The sequence below is a fragment of the Polaromonas sp. P3_C2 genome, assembly GCF_056402675.1.
In genome coordinates this window covers 1-4215 of sequence record NZ_JBFUGX010000364.1, presented here as the reverse complement: position 1 = coordinate 4215, position 4215 = coordinate 1, and the positions used below count along the sequence as shown (strand labels likewise).

Sequence of the window (4215 nt, the reverse complement as noted above, 5' to 3'; positions counted from 1 at the left end):
ACGCGCATGAGTTCAAACGGAATCCTGAACTCGGCGCCGTCGGAGAACGCGATTTCAAGAATGCGCGACTGGCTGTGAACCGTCAATGCGGTGGGCGTGGGTGAACCGGGTTGAAGGCCTGCCATGGGAAATCGCTTTCTGAAAAGAAAAGGCCGGACGCATCAGGCCTTCGTGAGGATTCGGCATTCTGGCAATAAGCCCGTTGACATCAAAGCCAGAAATTGCCCTAGACCAGCACCCGTTCGATGCCGCCGTGGTTGGCCGCCTCCACATACGTGGGCAGCCACTCCTTGCCCAGGATCTGATTGGCCATTTCCACCACGATGTAGTCCGCCTCGAGCAGGCCGTTTTGCAGGTCATTGCCGTAGCGCGAGAGCCCTTGCAGGCAACTCGGGCAGCTGGTGAGTATTTTGACGTTTCCCGCCTCGGCAACGGCACCCGCCTCGCGAAGCTGGGCTTCGCCCTTGCGCAGCTCTTCTTCCTTGCGAAAACGGATCTGCGTGGAAATGTCCGGCCGGGTAACGCCCAGCGTGCCCGACTCACCGCAGCAACGGTCRTTCTTGAGCACGTTGTCRCCCAKCAGSGCCTTGACGGTCTTCATYGGCTCCTGCAGCTTCATSGGGCTGTGGCAGGGRTCGTGRTASAGGTAGCCMGCGCCSGGCTGGTCGGTGCGCAGKGTGATGCCTTTTTCMAGCAGGTATTCGTGGATGTCGATGATGCGGCAGCCCGGGAATATCTTGTCGAAYTCRTARCCCTGCAGCTGGTCATAGCAGGTGCCGCAGCTCACCACCACCGTCTTGATATCCAGGTAGTTCAGCGTGTTGGCGACGCGGTGGAACAGCACCCGGTTGTCGGTGATGATTTTCTCGGCTTTGTCGAACTGGCCGCTGCCGCGCTGCGGATAACCGCAGCAGAGGTAACCCGGCGGCAGCACAGTTTGCACCCCCGCATGCCAGAGCATGGCCTGCGTCGCCAGGCCCACCTGGCTGAAAAGGCGCTCGGAGCCGCAGCCGGGAAAATAAAACACCGCCTCGGTTTCCGACGTGGTGCTCTTGGGGTTGCGAATGATCGGGACGTAGTCCTTGTCTTCGATGTCCAGCAACGCACGTGCGGTCTTCTTGGGCAGGCCGCCCGGCATCTTCTTGTTGATGAAGTGGATCACCTGCTCTTTCACAGGCGCCTTGCCGACCGTGGCCGGCGGCAGCGCCGTCTGCTTGCGTGCCAGCCGGCGCATCAGGTCGTTGGCCAGGCGCTGGGCCTTGAAGCCCACGTCCACCATGGCGCTGCGCATGAACTTGATGGTCTGCGGGCTGGTGGCGTTCAGGAAGATCATGGCGGCAGCGTTGCCGGGCCGGAAAGACTTCTGCCCCATCTTGCGCAGCAGGTTGCGCATGTTCATGGAGACTTCGCCGAAATCGATGTCCACCGGGCAAGGCGTCAGGCACTTGTGGCACACGGTGCAGTGGTCGGCCACGTCTTCGAACTCTTCCCAGTGCTTGATGCTCACGCCGCGCCGGGTCTGCTCTTCATACAGAAAAGCTTCCACCAGCAGCGAGGTGGCCAGAATCTTGTTGCGCGGGCTGTACAGCAGGTTGGCGCGCGGCACATGGGTGGCGCACACCGGTTTGCATTTGCCGCAACGCAGGCAATCCTTCACGCTGTCGGCAATGGCGCCAATGTCCGACTGCTGCATGATCAGCGACTCATGCCCCATCAAGCCGAAGCTGGGGGTATAGGCATTGGTCAAGTCGGCATGCAATATCGGTTTAGCATCGTTTTTGGCCTGAAGACCGCTCCCATCTTGCGCGAGCAGCTCCTGATTTCGTAGCAGCTTGCCTTTGTTGAAGCGCCCTTCCGGATCGACTTTTTGCTTGTATTCGGTAAAGGGCCGCAGCTCTTCGTCGGTCAGGAACTCSAGCTTGGTGATGCCAATGCCGTGYTCGCCCGARATCACRCCGTCCAGCGAACGAKCCAGCACCATGATGCGCGCCACSGCCACRTGCGCGGTCTGCAGCATCTCGTAGTCGTCGCTGTTGACGGGCAGGTTGGTGTGCACRTTRCCGTCGCCGGCRTGCATGTGCAGCGCCGCCCAGACACGGCCCTTGAGCACACGCTTGTGGATGGCATTGCATTCTTCGATGATCGGCAAAAACGCGCCGCCCGAGAAAATCGCCTGAAGCTGGGCCCGGATATCGGTTTTCCAGCTGGCGCGCAGCGAATGGTCTTGCAACTGCGGGAACAAGGTCGCTACACCCGCCAGCCAGCCGGACCATAGCGCGCGTACCTCAGCTATCAGCGCCAGCGCCTGGCCCACACGGTCTTCCAGCAGTTCTGCCGAAGGAATATCGTTGGCATCGTCCGATTTGCCCAAAGGCAGGTTGCCCTTGAGGAAAAAAGCCTCCAGCTCGTCGCACAGCCGTATCTTGTTGGCCAGGCTGAGCTCGATATTGATCTGCTCGATGCCGTCGGTATATTCGGCCATGCGGGGCAGCGGAATCACCACGTCTTCATTGATCTTGAAGGCATTGGTGTGCTTGGAGATCGCGGCGGTGCGCTTGCGGTCCAGCCAGAATTTCTTGCGGGCGTCGGGGCTGATGGCGATAAAACCTTCGCCGTGGCGCGAGTTGGCAATGCGCACAACTTCCGAGGTGGCACGCGCCACCACATCGGCGTCGTCGCCGGCAATGTCGCCAAAGAGCACCATCTTCGGCAGGCCGCCGTGCTTTTTCGATTTGGTCGCATAGCCGACCGCCTTCAGGTAGCGGTCGTCCAGGTGTTCCAGCCCCGCCAGGATGGCGCCGCCGCGCTTTTGCTCGGCGAACATGAAATCCTTGATCTCGACGATGCTGGGCACCGCGTCCTTGGCATTGCCGAAAAATTCGAGGCAAACCGTGCGGGTATGTGCCGGCATGCGGTGCACGATCCAGCGCGCGCTGGTGATGAGGCCGTCGCAACCCTCTTTCTGGATGCCGGGCAAGCCGCTGAGGAATTTGTCGGTAACGTCTTTGCCCAGGCCCTCCTTGCGGAAAGTCTTGCCGGGAATATCCAGCCGCTCGGYGCGAATGGGGGTTTTGCCGTCGGCTTGGAAATACTGGAGGTCGAAGCTGGCCATTTCGGCGTCGTGGATCTTGCCGAGGTTGTGACCCACGCGCGTGACTTCCAGCCACTCGGCCTGCGGCGTGACCATGCGCCACGAAGCCAGGTTGTCCAGCGCCGTGCCCCACAGCACGGCCTTCTTGCCGCCCGCGTTCATCGCGATGTTGCCGCCTATGCAGGAGGCTTCGGCAGAGGTCGGGTCGACCGCGAAGACGAAGCCGCCGCGCTCGGCCGCGTCGGCCACACGCTGGGTGACCACGCCGGCTTCAGTCCATACGGTAGCCACTGGCTTGTCAACGCCGGGCAACGAAACCATTTCGACCTCGGTCATGGCTTCGAGTTTTTCGGTATTGATGACAGCCGACTTCCAGGTCAACGGAATCGCCCCGCCGGTGTAGCCGGTGCCGCCACCACGCGGCACGATTGTCAGGCCAAGCTCGATACAGGCCTTGACCAGGCCGGCCATTTCGACTTCAGTGTCGGGCGTGAGCACCACAAAGGGGTATTCGACACGCCAGTCAGTCGCATCGGTGACATGCGACACCCGCGAAAGGCCGTCGAACTTGATGTTGTCCTTGAGGGTCAGCTTGCGCAGCTTGCGTTCCGTCAGGCGGCGAAGGTCGTACATCTCGCTGAAGGAGGTGTAGAAGCGGGCGACGGCGCCGCGAGCGGCGTCCAGCAGTTCGCCCACGATGGCGTCGCGCTGTTGATCTGCATCCGGGGTGCGGCGTTTTTCGACTTCGGTCAGCCGGTGCTGCAAGGCGTCGACCAGCAGCTTGCGCCGCTTGGGGTTGTCCAGCAGGTCGTCCTGCAAATAGGGGTTGCGCTGCACGACCCAGACATCGCCCAGCACTTCATACAGCATGCGCGCGGAGCGGCCGGTGCGGCGCTCGTCGCGCAGACGGTTCAGCAAGTCCCAGGCACGCTCGCCGAGCAGGCGGATGACTACCTCCCGATCGGAAAATGAGGTGTAGTTATAGGGAATCTCGCGGATGCGGGCTTCGCCAGCCTTTGCGTCATCGGCAAAGACGTTCAATTCTTGGAGGGTAGTAGGGGCGTTCATCGTGAAAAGCCAGCGGCTTCGGACCCGTGTCCAGCGCTGTTGCCCTATATTACCGC

The 4215-nt window shown here is 61.3% G+C and carries 1 protein-coding gene and 1 pseudogene; both read right to left on the bottom strand.

Annotated elements, in window-relative coordinates:
* Positions 1-125: pseudogene (locus tag AC1DWI_RS15105) on the bottom strand (gamma-butyrobetaine hydroxylase-like domain-containing protein); the annotation flags it as partial.
* A 101-nt stretch (positions 126-226) separates the two neighbouring features.
* A complete protein-coding gene (locus AC1DWI_RS15100) occupies positions 227-4159 on the bottom strand; it encodes a DUF3683 domain-containing protein (RefSeq protein ID WP_477725126.1) in 3933 nt (1310 codons plus the stop codon).
* Positions 4160-4215 lie beyond the last annotated feature (56 nt).